The sequence below is a fragment of the Bacillus cereus group sp. MYBK14-1 genome, assembly GCF_051916885.1.
Lineage (GTDB): Bacteria > Bacillota > Bacilli > Bacillales > Bacillaceae_G > Bacillus_A > Bacillus_A cereus.
This window is the reverse complement of sequence record NZ_JBQAHM010000005.1, coordinates 258,392-272,304: the sequence shown is the minus strand read 5'-3', so window position 1 is coordinate 272,304 and position 13,913 is coordinate 258,392. Positions and strand designations below refer to the sequence as shown.

Here is a 13,913-nt window from a genome sequence, read left to right as displayed (position 1 = left end):
CAGTGACTAATTTTATACAAACGTTCCAAGAACGAAAAATAGAATTACTAACTGCATTAAGTGAGCATTTACAAATATCGCTTATTTCATTATTTTTTGCAGTAATTATAGCGGTGCCACTTGGCATCTTATTAACAAGAAAAGAACGAATGGCTGAATTTATAATAGGAACTTCTGCAGTAATGCAGACAGTGCCATCACTTGCATTACTCGGACTATTAATTCCATTAGTAGGAATCGGAAAACTTCCAGCGATTATCGCATTAGTTGTGTATGCACTATTACCTATTTTACGAAATACATATACAGGAATAAGGGAATTAGATGAATCTCTAATAGAAGCCGCGAAAGCTATGGGGATGAATAGTTGGAGAAGATTGTGGAAGGTAGAACTTCCTCTTGCATTGCCTATCATTATGGCCGGTATTCGTACAGCGATGGTATTAATTGTTGGAACGGCTACATTAGCAGCTCTCATTGGTGCTGGTGGGCTCGGTAAGCTTATACTATTAGGTATAGATCGAAATGATCATGCACTTATCATTTTAGGGGCCGTACCAGCCGCGTTACTCGCTTTATTCTTTGATATAGTACTTCGCATACTTGAACGACCGAAACGCTCTTCTAAGCGTGTTATATTGACGATATGTATTGTTTGTATAATGATTGCTTCTCCATTTCTTTGGAGTACAGAAAAGAAAGATATTGTTATTGCGGGCAAACTTGGATCAGAACCTGAAATTTTAATTCAAATGTATAAGCAGCTTATTGAACAAGATACAGATTTACACGTACAATTAAAACCAGGTCTTGGAAAAACAGCATTTGTATTTGAAGCGTTGAAATCAGGGGAAGTAGATATATATCCAGAATTTTCAGGAACAGCTTTATCTACTTTCGTGAAAGAAGAACCAAAGAGTACAAATCGTGATGAAGTATATGAGCAGGCTCGCATTGGAATGGAAAAGAAATATAATATGATTATGTTGAAGCCAATGGAGTATAACAATACATATGCACTAGCTATGCCGAAAAAAATAGCAGATCAAAAGAATATAAATACAATTTCTGATTTAGGGAATGTTGCACAGGAAGCCAAAGTAGGATTTACATTGGAATTTGCTGATCGTGAAGATGGTTATAAAGGAATGCAAAAATTATATAACTATAAGTTCTCGAATGTTAAAACGATGGAGCCGAAGCTGCGTTATAGCGCAATTGAATCTGGAGATGTTAACGTAATTGATGCATATTCAACAGATAGTGAATTGGAGCAATACGGACTGAAAGTGCTGAAAGATGATAAAGGGTTATTCCCACCTTATCAAGGAGCACCATTATTAAGAAAAGAAACGTTACAGAAATATCCTGAACTTGAAAAGGTATTAAATAAATTATCTGGAAAGATTACAGATGAAGAAATGCGAAAAATGAATTATGAAGTTAACGTAAATGGTAAAAGTAGTGAAGAAGTCGCAAAACAATTTTTACAAAAAGAGAAGTTACTTCGTTAAATTTACAAGAAATATACAAATTTATATGTTTGAAATGACCGTTCATTACAAAATGAGCGGTTTTTTTGTGCATACTTATACATTTTTTCAAAAAAGTATTCCATTTTTGCTCATTTTCTTTTAGAATAAGTAATGTTTTCCTGAAAAAATATAAGAGAAACGTCTATTAGAGAAAAAGGTGACTTTAATAGTTGAACGAACATAACACCTAGAATGACAGATGGGGTGGTACAAATAGAAAAGAAGTTAGGATTTTTTCCATTAATCGCATTAGTAGTTGGAACAATGGTTGGTGGCGGTGTTTTTAGTTTACCGCATGATTTAGCAGTAGGAGCAAACAGTGGTGCAATAATAATTGGCTGGTGTATTACAGCGATGGGAATGATTCCACTTGCGCTCGTATATCAAACGTTAGCAAGACAAAAACCGGAACTTGAAGGTGGAATTTATAGTTATGCACGTGCTGGTTTCGGTGAATATATTGGATTTAATAGTGCTTGGGGATATTGGCTAGCAGGAATCTTAGGTAATGTCGCAACAATTATGTTACTGTTTAGTACATTAGGTTATTTCTTTCCAATTTTCAAAGGAGGAAATAATGTTGCGTCTATCGTTGGGGCATCACTTTTATTATGGACACTTCATTTTTTAATTTTATTTGGAATCCGTGAAGCTTCTATTATGAATGTGATCGCAACAATAGGGAAGTTAGTTCCAATCGTTTTATTTATTGTTGTAATGGTAACAGCCTTTCGATGGGACACATTTACACATGATTTTTGGGGAGAAGGAACGATCTCACTTTCCGCTATACTTGGTCAAGTGAAAAATACAATGCTTGTAACACTTTGGGTTTTCATTGGAGTTGAAGGAGCGGTTGTATTATCTGGAAGAGCGAAGAATAGTCGAGATGTTGGTAAGGCAACAGTATTGGGACTTATTTTAGTAATGTCCATTTATATTTTAATTTCTGTCCTGTCAATGGGAGCTATGACAAGAGGCGAACTTTCTGTGTTAGAAACTCCGTCCATGGGACATGTATTAGAGCACGTTGTTGGTCCATGGGGTGCAGTTGCGATTAACATCGGATTAGTTGCTTCACTTGTCGGTACATTAATAGGCTGGTTTTTACTTGTTTCTGAAATTTCTCATGTAGCAGGAAAAGATGGCGTATTTCCGAAAGTCTTTACGAAAACAAATAAGAAGCAAACACCGCACATGGCATTATGGATTTCAAATGGTGTTGCCCAAATTATATTTATCATCGTTTTGTTTTCGGAATCAACATATCAAATTATGTATTTCATTGCATCAACATCAATTTTATTACCATATTTATTATCAGCGTTATTCCAATTTAAATTAGTCATTACAAACGAACTAAAAGACGCTAAATTAAAAAACGGAGCGTTAGCTTTAATTGCTTCTATTTACTCTGTATGGCTTCTTTATGCAGCTGGTTTAAAGAATTTACTACTCGTTTCAATTGTGTATGGAATTGGAATTATTGTTTACACGTTTGCAAGAAAAGAACAAGGGAACCGTTGCTTTGTAGGTGCAGAGAAGTATGTGATGTGGGCAATTATTGTTGCGGCTATCACATCAATATATATGTTATTAACTGGAAATATAAAAATGTAAAAAGTCCTTTTCATTTAAAGGGCTTTTTTCTTTGTTTAGAGAATATTTACTACATAAGATATTCAGGAGGGATGAGAATGGAAGAAAAAGAACAGTTGTCTAGAATAATTGATTTAGCTAGTGAGTTAAGGAAAGTATTAGTGCAAGAATCTTTTTTTAATCATCATCCTGAACTAAGAGGAGTCATTGAAAATTTAGCAAGTTCTGTTGAAAATTTGGCGGAATTACAAATAAGTAAAGATGAAAACGCTGAAGATCGATTACGTTACGTACTTGCGAAAATGAAAATTGCTCATAATGCAATTTTACAAGAGAAAAAAGCATTTCCTTCTCATTAATATAAGTTTTTATTTTGAACCTGGCGGATAACGTCAGGTTTTTTATTTCTAGTTTTTCGTTTCTTTCATACACTAAGAATAGTATGAAAAAAGAAGGTGACTAAGGTGAAATTACATAAAGCTCTTCAGCCAAGTTTTATAAAACGAATGTACTATATGAGATTTTTAGGGAAATTTACAAAAGCTGAGAAAGAGAAGAGTGGAGAGAATTTCTTTGTACACTGCTTATCGCCAATACCATTCACTTTACAGGAACAATTTACAAATGAACCATATGTATTTGAAGGGTTATGTAGCAATAAAAAGAATGAAAAAATCTTTTCGGAATTAAAGAAGAGGAAATTAGAAAAGCAATTAGTAATGTTTCGTCTTTATTATGAAAGAGGAAATGTATACGTGGAGTTAATATGTACAGAAGAACCGAAAGAAATAGCAAGCAGCTATAAAATGATTCCGGCACCTAAAGTTACAAATCATAAAAAAAGAGAATCTTTAGAGCGAAAACTTAGCAACGGTTATTTATCATTTCTTATGCCAAAATTTCCGAAAGACTTTGAGCCTCCCGAATTATTGTGGCACGATGGAAGACTGTACGGAAACATATCCCTAAAGTCATCAATTAGCTCAATCGCCTATTTTGAACAGAAACGTGAATGTAAATATATAAACTGCAGTGACTGGACGAAGTATGTAGAAATAGCGGTAGAAGATCAATTATATTTTGTAAGTGATTATGTATATGAGCAATTAAAAAAACGAATGCATGAAGAAGGTAAGCTAGTTGAAGTAGAGGATATAAAAATACAAAAAGATGAATGGGAATGGGATGAGCGTGAATCGTCCTTTTTACAGTATGTACAAAGTATGGTGCATAATAAAGGGTTATATTTGGATGAAACGGATATTTATAATTTCCATATAAGTGTAAAAACAAATATGTTAACGATTCTTGGTGGTATACCGGGCGTTGGGAAATCACGTTTTGTGCAAACTTATGCAGAAGCATTAGGGTTACAGTATGGGGAAGAGTTGGTTTGGATTCCAATTTCGCCATCGTATCAAGAACCACATGATTTACTTGGTTACCTTCATCCAAATGGTACTTTTATTGAATCTGAAGCGAAGTTAGTTAGGACGTTAATGAAGGCGAAAGAAAATCCAAATCAACTGTATATAATCGTTTTTGATGAAATGAACATGTCTCATATTGAGCATTGGTTTACTCCGTTTCTATCTGTTCTTGAACTTGAAACAAAAAATCGTATTTTAAACTTGTATGAGGGTGTACAGGACATAGAGAATTCAATTCCATCAACAATTGAAATTGGAGAAAATATTATATTTGTAGGTACTGTAAATTTTGATGAAACAACGAAAGAGCTCTCTGATCGATTATTAGACCGAACGAACCTAATAACGTTACAGAAAATTCCGTTTTGTGAGATGGGCATGGAACAGGGGAAAGTCGTATTACATCCACCTTTGAAAGTAACGGCGGGAGAATTTCGGATAAATTGGATGAGAAATAAAGCGATGATTGAAGTGTTTTCTGAAGAAGAATTAGAGCTATTAGATAAGTTGCATGTCGTATTGTCATCACATGACGCGTCTAAGGGAATTTCTTTCCGATGTGCAAATGCAATTGCGACTTATTTGCAAAACATACCGTTTCAAAATAACCATACCTATATGATTAGTAGAGAAGAGGGGTTTGATTTACAAATAAAGCAGCGTGTATTGACGAAAATCAGAGGGACCGAAATGATGGTTGGGCCTTTACTTTCTGAAGAAGCAAAAAGGGGGGCGACCTTAGTACCTCTTTTGCAATCTACACTTGCAAACAGAGTATCTACATTTGAACACTCTTTAGCATATATACGAGAAAAACGTAGAGAACTGGAGTTGTATGGATATGCAAAATGAAGGGTGTTATGAAACAAAAATCGTTGATACGAATGAAACGCTCCCTTTTGTATTAAAGTTAATCATTGGAAATGAGGGGAAAGGAGATTATATTTTATTAAATCGTCTTTGTACATCTACTACAGCATTAGTTCAATGTATTTATAAAGTACAAGAATTAAAACCAATAAGATTGCAGTACAATTATGAAATCCCAATGAATATTACTTTTATATGGAATAAAGTATATGAGGGACAGAAAAATATAAAAGAGGCTCAATATGAAATAAATGAAAAAAAACAAAGAGTATTAATATATGAACACGGGAAAACAGAATTCTTTTATCCATGGCGCTGTGGTCTATACCATTTTGAAGTGCGTATAGAAGATACAACGTATTATGGCGCATTTCAAATCGTACCGAAAAACTTTTTTGATGATCAATTTGAAATGATTCAAGACTATGTGAAGTCAATTTTAAATGAGTTGATTTTGGATAGAGGTTACTATAAAAAAACCTTCTCTGCACTTAGCGATATTGAGGATTCTTCTTATTTAGTGTTACTTAGAAAGTTACCGCAAAAAATGAAAATGATAAAGCAAATCTTTAAGAAAATAGAATCAAGCTCAAAATTTATAAATGAATATAAATGGGAAGGAAAAGAGCGAAAGCCAACAAGAAAAGGAACTATAGTGGCAGAACGAAAACCTTATGCCAAACATTATAATCGTAAGTTTATGGAACAAAAAAATAGTAAGGAAAATGCATTTCTTAAATATAAAGCGATGCAATTTTATCATTATTTAATTGAAGCTAAAAGTTTTTTACGTCAAACAATTGAAATATTAGAAAGAGAAAAAAAGAAAAAATCAGAAGAGTTTCAAGCTGTAAAAACGATTATACAAACAATTGAGCGTAATGGATCAGTAACCGATAGAGAGAAGCAAAAATATAAAAATATACATTTACTAAAAGAAGCCGATTTACGAAAGAGCTCAATGAAAATACAAGAATATAAAATATTGGCGCATATTGTGCATGAAAATGTACAATACTTTCAAATGTTAATGCACTCTTCATTTTGGAGGGAAGTTACTGAAACAAGTAACATGAACTTACATGATTTACCGATACCACATCAACAATTACTACATCATTTAGAAGTACTCCCGCAATATACGGATCAATCTCCATCATTATTATTTGTTTATAAGCCAACGTTTTTAGTGTATGAATATTATGCTTTTTTTATCGTTATTTCACTTTTAGAGCAAATTGGTTTTGAGGCTAGAAACTCCATCCGTGAACAAATACAAGAACATTTTTATGTAGATGGATTACAAGATGGAACGACAGTAGTTTTAGAACGAGATGATATGAAGGTGCATGTCGCATTTAATGACTTAATTGAAACACATCCTCTTATTGCATTAAGTAAAGGTAGTAATTTTTACAATGGTGAGGATACGAAGAAGCCAGATATTCGCTTAGACTGTTATGTAAAAGAAGATGGGAAATACGTATATAAATCTTCTATTATTATTGAAGTGAAGTATAGTCCAATGTACAATATTTTTCAGCACGTCGGAAATACGAAAGCAACTGAGCAAATGTATAAGTACTGGTCTATAAAGTATGTAGAAGAACAGGATGGAAAGCGAGTCTATTATCGAAGGTCAATTTATGAAGTCATTTGTGTATATCCAGGAAGCCATATGCATAGTAAAAAAATTGAGTCTGGATGCGGTGTTTTCTTGCAGTTATATCCATATAAGACGAAACAAGGGGAAGAGAAATTAGCTGGAAAACATGGGATGGTACAAATTTTTGAAAAATGGCTAAAAAGCATTAAGAAGTAAAAGAAATCCTTTTTCATAAAGGATTTCTTTAGATTAAGAAGAATTATATGCTGTATGGAAAGAAACGTAGTGTAATTTAGATTTGAAAAGTGCTACAAATGTGTTATTAAAAGGAATGTGAGCGCGGGATAAAAGTCGATTAAATTGGAATCTAATTCATTTTGCAGAATATAATAAGTCATAAATATTTTTAGTTGCATACGAAGATTTGTTCTTATATGATAGATAGTGAAAGCGTTATCAAAAAACAGAGCGGCGATGGGAAAGGCGGTTAAATATGTTCCAGCGTGTTCAAACAAAGGAAGAACATTTTGGGTTCGAGCAACTATGGGGAGATTTTTGTGAAGAAAGAAACTTAATGTTCGTAGAACGTAATTTAAATCCATCACGATTTTTATTAATAGAAGATGAACATCCTATTGGTACAGTAGAATGTATTAAGTATACGGTACCTGAACAATCGAATTCTGAGTTTTTCTATCCGTTTTCTAAAAATGATTTAGTAAAAGATTTGAAGAATGTATATGAAATAGGCAAGTTAAGTATTTCGAAAACGTCTCGTGGAAGAGGACATTTCAAAAGGCTAACAGCTATTTTATTTATACATGCGTTAGAAACAAAAGCTGAATGGTACATTGCAGCAGTAACAAAAAGAATGTATATGTATTTACTTACACTTGGTTTTCCAATTGAACCAATAGATAATCCTTTTCAGTTTCATGATACTTTACAAGGTGTACCAGTAAGAATTCATGCTCGAAAAGGGGTTACGCATTTGTATTCTTTAAAAGAATTTCGTGATGTGATTCAAGGGAATGCTCATGCACAGGCATTAATTACAGAATACAGTAAAAATATTATGTTAACGAAATAAAGCGAAGTGAATATGTATAATAAAGAGAATAATATTTGTATAGGATATAACTCTTCATTAAAAAAGACCCTTATTATTTTAATAAGGGTCTAAAAATTATAATCCAAATATACTAAAAATCATTTTGCGGCGCTTCGGTTTCTTTTCTCGTTCATATGTTGGTTTTGAATCCGGAGTAATATAAATGGGTTCTTCTTTCGTTAGGGCAGCTTCTAACTTTTGAATTCGCTCTAACATTTCCTCCATTTCACGACGGTGTTGTAAAAGTTGGTACGTGACGACATCATTTGCCTTATCTTGCATTTGTTCTTCCATTCGATCAAGTCTTCTCGTAATAGTGTTTAATTGATTAGCTAATTGCTCAAAATCATTCGATGATATGTTTTGAACAATTGTATTAACTTGAGTTTTTAATTCCTCAACTTCATTTGAGGAAGCCTTTTGAGTAGATTGAGAATTTTGAGATTGCTCTATTTGAAATCGATGGTGTTCTAACATTTGATCGACATCCTCTTGTGTGAAAATAAAGTGGCCATATTTGTTTTTCTCTATCGTAAGATTTAATTGTTGCGCGATCCGGACAACAGCCTTTGGGCTAACACCTAATTTCTTTGCGATAAATGGTGTTTTATATTCCAAAATAATCCCTCCTATATATATCCTGTTGAATGATTTCGAGCTATGAAGTAAGTTCCCTTCTAGTGCGACAAAAGAAGTGTGGAATCGGCAAAGAAAGTGTTTTTTCACGAAATTGAGTTGAGGAGAATAGTTCTTTTAAATAAAAATGTCTTATCGTAACATTTAGAATAATTTGACGAGTGTAAATGAATTAGATTATCATAATGATAAATATCTTTTTTATGTATGCATATAATATATAAAAAGGTGGTTGCTAATGTAGAATTTTGTTAGAGTATTAGAATGCTTACTTCACTTGAATAAAATTAAGTAGGAGGTGGCTTCCTTGCTTACAAAGTAAGTAAGGAAAAGTATTTGGACATATATAGTATAAGTATAGTGATTGTTTTAATTGCCTTAACGGCATTTTTCGTTGCAGCAGAATTTGCAATTGTTAAAGTGAGAAGTTCACGAATTGACTATTTAATTGCAGAAGGAAATAATCGTGCAACATCGGTCAAAACAGTCATTACAAACTTAGACGAATATTTATCTGCTTGTCAGTTAGGAATTACTGTTACAGCTTTAGGAATTGGGTGGTTTGGTAAACCTGCGTTAAAGCAAATGTTTGATACGCTTTTTGCAAATTGGAATATCTCTACTCAACTAGCAGACATTTTTGCTGTAACTTTAGTATTTTTGTTAATTACTTTTTTACATGTTGTAATAGGGGAATTGGCCCCAAAAACATTTGCAATTCAAAAATCTGAACAAGTGAGTTTGCTTGTTTCTAAGCCGTTAATTTTCTTTTATCGTATTGCATTCCCATTCATTTGGCTATTAAATGGTTCAGCTCGAATCATTACGAAGCTGCTAGGGCTGAAACCGCCGAAGGGGCATGATGAGGTTCATTCAGAAGAAGAATTACGGTTGTTAGTTTCAGAAAGTTATAAAAATGGTGAGATTAATCAATCTGAATATAAATATGTAAATAAAATTTTTGAATTTGATGATCGGATTGCAAAAGAAATAATGGTACCTCGAACTGAAATGAATATTATAAGTAAAGAAATGCCTGCTGAAGAAGCTTTGCAAAAAATGTCTCGCGAAAAATATACAAGGTATCCAGTTGTTGATGGCGACAAAGACCACGTAATAGGTTTTGTGAATTTTAAAGATATTTTTACTGAGTTTGTACAACATAAAGCTGTTAATAAGAAGACAGTAGAGCAATATGTGAGACCAATTATTTTAGTTATCGATTCTATTCCAATTCATGATTTGTTTTTAAAAATGCAAAAAGAAAGAACACATATTGCTATATTGATAGATGAATATGGTGGGACATCTGGACTTGTTACTGTTGAAGATATTTTGGAAGAAATTGTTGGAGATATTCAGGATGAGTTTGATACGGATGAGCAGCCAGAAATTCAAAAGGTTAGTGAAACGAAGACGATACTAGAGGGAAAAGTACTTGTTAGTGAAGTGAATACGTTATTTGGTTTAGGGATTGATGATGATGGTATTGATACAATCGGTGGTTGGATTTTAACGAAGAATATAGAGATTGCTGAAGAGGATTCCATTGAAATTGAAAATTATAAGTTTTGTGTGAAAGAATTAGATGGACATTATATAAAAAGATTAGAAGTTACAAAGATAGTAGAATCGATTGTTATTTTAGAAGATGAAAAACAAATTTCGTTACAAGAGCAAATTAGCTCGTAAACTCTGCTATATAGCAGAGTTTTTTTGAGCATAATGTTTTTTGAGGGATAGGGGCTATGATACAATGACATAAGTTGAACCTTTCACTAGGTGAAATATTGTTGTATACATATATTTGGAAGGAGAAGAAGTATGAAAAAGCATTTATATATAAACGGAAGTTGGAAATCTGTAAACACGTATAAACCATTATACGCACCATATTCTGAAGAAACATTAGCGGAAATTGCACAAGGAACGGAAGAAGATGTAAAAGAGGCTGTTACTGCTGCAAAAAATGCAATGATAAAAATGAATAAATTATCTGCATATGATCGTGCGACTATTTTAGAGAAAGTTGCACAAAAAATGGATGAAAGAAGAGAAGAATTTGCAGAGATTATTGCAAAAGAAGCTGCAAAACCAATACGTGCTGCAAGGGGAGAAGTAGATCGTACTGTTCAAACGTACAAATTTGCAGCTGAAGAAGCGAAGCGTATATATGGTGAGACATTGCCATTAGACGCCGCACCTGGTGCAGATGGGCGTATTGCATATACAATCCGAAAGCCGATTGGGGTTATAGGGGCTATTACACCATTTAATTTCCCATTAAATTTAGTAGCGCATAAAGTTGGACCAGCAATCGCTGCCGGAAATACAGTTGTATTAAAGCCAGCTGATCAAACGCCATTATCATCTTATGCATTAGTTGAGTTATTTGAAGAGGCAGGATTGCCAAATGGAGCTTTAAATATCATTTCTGGCCCTGGCCCCACGGTTGGTGAGGCAATCGTCAAAAATGATTACGTTGCTTCTATTACTTTTACCGGAAGTCCAAAAGTTGGAATCGGAATAAAACAAAAGGCTGGGCTAAGACGAGTTACGTTAGAACTAGGCTCAAATGCTGCTGTTATTATTGATGAAGATGTAGAGTTAACAGATGAAATAATTGAACGTGTAAAATGGGGAGCATTTGTTAATAATGGGCAAGTTTGTATTTCAGTACAACGTGTTTTTGTACATGAAACGAAAATACATGAATTTCTCTCAAAGCTAAAGAAAGCGATGGAATCAGTTGTTGTTGGTGATCCATTGCTTGAGGAAACGGATGTATCAGCTTTAATTTCAAAAAAAGATGTAGAGCGAATTGATATGTGGGTTCAAGAAGCAATTAAGGAAGGAGCAACTGTTTTATGTGGTGGTAAGAAGCAGGATGCAAGAATTTTTGAACCGACTGTATTAACAAATGTTCCAGATCATGTATCTGTGCAGTGCCAAGAAGTATTCGGTCCACTCATGACAGTAAATACATTTAAAGAATTTGATGAAGCGATTGAGCAAGTAAATAATTCGCGTTACGGCTTACAGGCAGGAGTATTTACAAATAATTTATTTAAAGCAATGCGTGCAATTGATGAGCTAGAGGTTGGTGGTGTCATGATTAATGATATTCCAACGTTCAGAGTAGATCATATGCCTTATGGTGGTGTGAAAGAAAGTGGCACGGGACGCGAAGGAATTAAATATGCAATAGAAGAAATGACAGAAATGAAATTAGTATGTATTAAAAAATAAAGTGGAAAAACTTAAAACTTGCACTAAAAAACGAGTAGGAAATGTTTACGATTCCATACTCGTTTTTTACGCTTCTAGTAACTATTTAATTAAGTGTAACTTTTACTTCATTTCTTGTTTGAAAATAGTATCTTCTACATAAATTTGTTCTTTATCTATAGCAGTAGCATGAGTTAATACTAAACCGATTGGTGTTTTTGTATCTTTATTTTGAACAATTGTAAAAGGAACATTTTTTTCGTTTGCTAATTTAATGTATTTTGATAAATGTGGGTAAGCAATGCCACCATTTAGGAGGAGTTGTAATGATTGAGAAGAGCGCATGCTACCCGCCACTTCAGAGTATACATTACTTTGCATTACTTGACCGATTGTTAAAGCGATTTCCACACGCTCACGTAATGTAGTTAAATACATATTACGTTCTTCTGGTTTGTTTTGCTTTTGGCCGTAAATGCCTTCTTGGAGATAATCTTCCACATTTTTATTTACCATATTTTTCACACCTTTCATTTTCTATTGTACGCAAGAATTAAAAATGATGCAAAAAAAAGTCGTTTTGACTACGGAAATAATGAAAATATGTGAAGGAAAAAGGGGATTTGTATACAATTAGTTAAATAAGAAAGAAAAAATAATTTTATCAACAGAAATTAACAAAATGTGACAAAAATCTATTAACGAATCGTATTTTTTGTGTTAATATTCAAAATATAAAGGGTATTCGTCGTATGGAAATGGAGGGAATGGAGGTTTTTCCAATCGATAAGGATATTAAAGAAATATTTTGTTCACACTTGAAAAACAATAGGCACCAATTCGTAGAGAACTGGAAAAACAAAATGATAATTTCCGAAAAAGATCCATTTAAACTAGAAGTAGTTCAAAATGGAGAGGATTTACTAGAGTTAATTATCGAACTTACTATGGAAGATAAAGATATAAATTATCTTCAACCGTTATGTGAGAAAATTGCTATTGAACGTGCTGGAGCAGATGCGAATATTGGAGATTTTGTTTATAACGCAAACGTGGGAAGAAATGAACTTTTCGAAGCGATGTGTGAATTAGATGTTAGCGCTCGTGAATTGAAACCAATTATGGCAAAAATACATACTTGTTTTGACAAATTAATTTATTATACCGTTTTAAAATACTCGGAAATTATATCGAAGAATTTAGAGGAAAAACAGCAATATATTAACGAAACACATAAAGAAAGGCTGACGATTTTAGGGCAAATGTCAGCTAGTTTTGTACATGAATTTCGTAATCCGCTTACTTCCATTATGGGGTTTGTTAAATTATTAAAGGCGGATCATCCGAGTTTATCGTATTTAGATATTATTTCGCATGAATTAGATCAATTAAATTTTCGTATTTCGCAATTTTTACTCGTATCGAAAAAAGAAATGTGGAATGAATCGGAACGGTTTTGGCTTAATGACTTGTTTCAAGACATTATACAATTCTTATATCCGAGTTTGGTCAATGCGAATGTTTTGATTGAAAAGAATTTACCGTATCCAATTCCGCTTGTTGGTTATCGGAGTGAAGTGAGACAAGTATTTTTAAACATATTAATGAATTCAATTGATGCTCTTGAATCAATGAAAGAAGAACGAAAAATTATCATTGATGTATTTGAAGAAGATCAAGCTATTCGAATTGTGATAAAAAATAATGGACCAATGATTCCAGCTGAAAATGTAGAAACGATTTTTGAACCATTTGTAACTACTAAAAAGTTAGGAACTGGTATTGGATTATTTGTATGTAAACAAATTGTGGAAAAACATAATGGATCCATTATGTGTCGATCAGATAACGATTGGACAGAATTTCAAATTGCATTTCAAAAATAAACAGTCTACACC

At 33.1% G+C, this 13,913-nt stretch carries 11 protein-coding genes; 9 read left to right on the top strand and 2 right to left on the bottom strand.

Annotated features, from left to right (window positions below):
• Positions 1-2 precede the first annotated feature (2 nt).
• The 6 genes from ACTFR3_RS16265 to ACTFR3_RS16240 all read left to right on the top strand — a co-directional run bounded on the left by ACTFR3_RS16265 (position 3) and on the right by ACTFR3_RS16240 (position 8,130).
• Entirely contained in the window at positions 3-1,514 is a 1,512-nt protein-coding gene (locus tag ACTFR3_RS16265) for an ABC transporter permease/substrate-binding protein (protein WP_000181014.1), read from the top strand.
• Between the two features lie 213 nt (positions 1,515-1,727).
• Entirely contained in the window at positions 1,728-3,155 is a 1,428-nt protein-coding gene (locus tag ACTFR3_RS16260; RefSeq protein WP_000129444.1) for a basic amino acid/polyamine antiporter, read from the top strand.
• A gap of 77 nt (positions 3,156-3,232) precedes the next feature.
• Entirely contained in the window at positions 3,233-3,493 is a 261-nt protein-coding gene (locus ACTFR3_RS16255) for a hypothetical protein (protein WP_000391445.1), read from the top strand.
• Positions 3,494-3,598: 105 nt separating this feature from the next.
• A complete protein-coding gene (locus tag ACTFR3_RS16250) occupies positions 3,599-5,416 on the top strand; it encodes an AAA family ATPase (RefSeq protein ID WP_000766187.1) in 1,818 nt (605 codons plus the stop codon).
• Positions 5,406-7,256, top strand: a complete 1,851-nt coding sequence (locus ACTFR3_RS16245) for a hypothetical protein (protein WP_440044588.1) — start codon at positions 5,406-5,408, stop codon at positions 7,254-7,256. The genes ACTFR3_RS16250 and ACTFR3_RS16245 overlap by 11 nt, the downstream gene beginning before the upstream one ends.
• A gap of 277 nt (positions 7,257-7,533) precedes the next feature.
• The gene (locus ACTFR3_RS16240) at positions 7,534-8,130 is read left to right on the top strand and encodes a hypothetical protein (RefSeq protein WP_000487796.1); all 597 of its coding nucleotides are present in this window, start codon (positions 7,534-7,536) and stop codon (positions 8,128-8,130) included.
• Between the two features lie 96 nt (positions 8,131-8,226).
• On the opposite strand, the gene racA is transcribed toward ACTFR3_RS16240, so the two are convergent.
• Positions 8,227-8,769 carry a chromosome-anchoring protein RacA gene (gene racA, locus ACTFR3_RS16235; RefSeq protein ID WP_000456023.1) on the bottom strand — a complete coding sequence of 181 codons (543 nt, stop codon included), beginning with the start codon at positions 8,767-8,769 and terminating at the stop codon, positions 8,227-8,229.
• A gap of 354 nt (positions 8,770-9,123) precedes the next feature.
• On the opposite strand from racA, the gene ACTFR3_RS16230 reads away from it, so the two are divergent.
• Entirely contained in the window at positions 9,124-10,479 is a 1,356-nt protein-coding gene (locus tag ACTFR3_RS16230; protein WP_440044587.1) for a hemolysin family protein, read from the top strand.
• A 132-nt stretch (positions 10,480-10,611) separates the two neighbouring features.
• A complete protein-coding gene (locus tag ACTFR3_RS16225) occupies positions 10,612-12,036 on the top strand; it encodes an aldehyde dehydrogenase family protein (RefSeq protein WP_440044585.1) in 1,425 nt (474 codons plus the stop codon).
• Positions 12,037-12,138: 102 nt separating this feature from the next.
• On the opposite strand, the gene ACTFR3_RS16220 is transcribed toward ACTFR3_RS16225, so the two are convergent.
• The gene (locus ACTFR3_RS16220; RefSeq protein ID WP_000247558.1) at positions 12,139-12,531 is read right to left on the bottom strand and encodes a YueI family protein; all 393 of its coding nucleotides are present in this window, start codon (positions 12,529-12,531) and stop codon (positions 12,139-12,141) included.
• A gap of 236 nt (positions 12,532-12,767) precedes the next feature.
• Here ACTFR3_RS16220 and ACTFR3_RS16215 point away from each other — a divergent pair, with 236 nt between their 5' ends.
• The gene (locus ACTFR3_RS16215) at positions 12,768-13,901 is read left to right on the top strand and encodes a BA2291 family sporulation histidine kinase (RefSeq protein WP_000425086.1); all 1,134 of its coding nucleotides are present in this window, start codon (positions 12,768-12,770) and stop codon (positions 13,899-13,901) included.
• The last annotated feature ends 12 nt before the right edge of the window (positions 13,902-13,913 follow it).

Bases quoted from the DNA above. Each gene is read 5' to 3' on its own strand.
- ACTFR3_RS16245 (WP_440044588.1), top strand. From the start codon at position 5,406: ATGCAAAATGAAGGGTGTTATGAAACAAAAATCGTTGATACGAATGAA.
- ACTFR3_RS16220 (WP_000247558.1), bottom strand. From the start codon at position 12,531: ATGGTAAATAAAAATGTGGAAGATTATCTCCAAGAAGGCATTTACGGC.
- ACTFR3_RS16240 (WP_000487796.1), top strand. From the start codon at position 7,534: ATGTTCCAGCGTGTTCAAACAAAGGAAGAACATTTTGGGTTCGAGCAA.
- ACTFR3_RS16225 (WP_440044585.1), top strand. From the start codon at position 10,612: ATGAAAAAGCATTTATATATAAACGGAAGTTGGAAATCTGTAAACACG.
- ACTFR3_RS16260 (WP_000129444.1), top strand. From the start codon at position 1,728: ATGACAGATGGGGTGGTACAAATAGAAAAGAAGTTAGGATTTTTTCCA.
- ACTFR3_RS16255 (WP_000391445.1), top strand. From the start codon at position 3,233: ATGGAAGAAAAAGAACAGTTGTCTAGAATAATTGATTTAGCTAGTGAG.
- ACTFR3_RS16215 (WP_000425086.1), top strand. From the start codon at position 12,768: ATGGAAATGGAGGGAATGGAGGTTTTTCCAATCGATAAGGATATTAAA.